The organism is Streptomyces sp. NPDC104202 (assembly GCF_055584185.1).
In genome coordinates this window covers 1-1,502 of the sequence record NZ_JBVJMN010000141.1, presented here as the reverse complement: position 1 = coordinate 1,502, position 1,502 = coordinate 1, and the positions used below count along the sequence as shown (strand labels likewise).

Genomic DNA, 1,502 nt, shown 5'->3' with positions numbered 1-1,502 from the left:
TCCGTCACGATAAGCAAACAGTCACTTTCCGTCACTTCCCAACCTCGTCCCGCTGAGCCTTCCCGAACTCAGACGCCTGATCCACCGGCTCACCCACTGCCGGCCTGCCTCGGTCGACCACGTCCTGCACTGGTCCCACTGGCGCCGTCGACGACAGCACCAAGCCCGGATCAATCACTACCAACGATGCGGTCAGGCACCACCTGAAGCCGCCCAGCCATCAGGAAAAGCACCGTTGCAGCACTAGGCGGCGTCCGCGGGCCGGCTGAGGACGTCGGGGTGGGACTTGAGCGCGATCCGGGCATCGACGAGTGCCGGCCCCCGCTCGAAGGTGGCCCAGTGCGGATGGGTCGACACCTGATCGGACAGATCCCGCACCAGCGCCCGCAAGCGGGTGTCCTCCGCCAGCTGCTCGGGGGTGTAGCCGGGCGACGGCTCACGCCCCGGCTCGATGATGTCGCCGGTGTTGCCGTTGGTCTTCGGTCCCCAGCCCGGCATCGGCTCCACCGACCACGGCAGGGTCCGGCTGAACGCCTCCAGCTCCGCGCGGGTCTGGTGCAGGCGGGTCTGGAGGTCGGTCAGGTCGGCGGGGAAGGCGAAGGCGGGGGTGTCGTTCTTGCTCACCCCGTAAGCGTACGTCTGTTCGATTAACGGAGGCTAGTCACACACGCCCCCCGGAACGACGATCACCCCACCGGCCCAGACGCCCCGCGCGGCCGGCGGAAACACGACCGGGGCCCTCGGTGGAGTCGACTCCACCGAGGGCCCCGGTCGTGTTTCCGCCGGCCGCGCGGGGCGTCTGGGCCGGTGGGGTGATCGTCGTTCCGGGGGGCGTGTGTGACTAGCCTCCGTTAATCGAACAGACGTACGCTTACGGGGTGAGCAAGAACGACACCCCCGCCTTCGCCTTCCCCGCCGACCTGACCGACCTCCAGACCCGCCTGCACCAGACCCGCGCGGAGCTGGAGGCGTTCAGCCGGACCCTGCCGTGGTCGGTGGAGCCGATGCCGGGCTGGGGACCGAAGACCAACGGCAACACCGGCGACATCATCGAGCCGGGGCGTGAGCCGTCGCCCGGCTACACCCCCGAGCAGCTGGCGGAGGACACCCGCTTGCGGGCGCTGGTGCGGGATCTGTCCGATCAGGTGTCGACCCATCCGCACTGGGCCACCTTCGAGCGGGGGCCGGCACTCGTCGATGCCCGGATCGCGCTCAAGTCCCACCCCGACGTCCTCAGCCGGCCCGCGGACGCCGCCTAGTGCTGCAACGGTGCTTTTCCTGATGGCTGGGCGGCTTCAGGTGGTGCCTGACCGCATCGTTGGTAGTGATTGATCCGGGCTTGGTGCTGTCGTCGACGGCGCCAGTGGGACCAGTGCAGGACGTGGTCGACCGAGGCAGGCCGGCAGTGGGTGAGCCGGTGGATCAGGCGTCTGAGTTCGGGAAGGCTCAGCGGGACGAGGTTGGGAAGTGACGGAAAGTGACTGTTTGCTTATCGTGACGGA

2 protein-coding genes are annotated in these 1,502 nt (G+C 68.4%); one reads left to right on the top strand and one right to left on the bottom strand.

Going from position 1 to position 1,502, the window contains the following annotated elements; all coding sequences use genetic code 11:
- Positions 1-243 precede the first annotated feature (243 nt).
- Positions 244-624 (bottom strand): hypothetical protein, encoded by a 381-nt coding sequence (locus ACZ60W_RS37255; protein ID WP_469759838.1) that lies wholly within the window; start codon positions 622-624, stop codon positions 244-246.
- 254 nt (positions 625-878) lie between these two features.
- Here ACZ60W_RS37255 and ACZ60W_RS37250 point away from each other — a divergent pair, with 254 nt between their 5' ends.
- Positions 879-1,259 (top strand): hypothetical protein, encoded by a 381-nt coding sequence (locus tag ACZ60W_RS37250; RefSeq protein WP_469759838.1) that lies wholly within the window; start codon positions 879-881, stop codon positions 1,257-1,259.
- Positions 1,260-1,502: the final 243 nt, after the last annotated feature.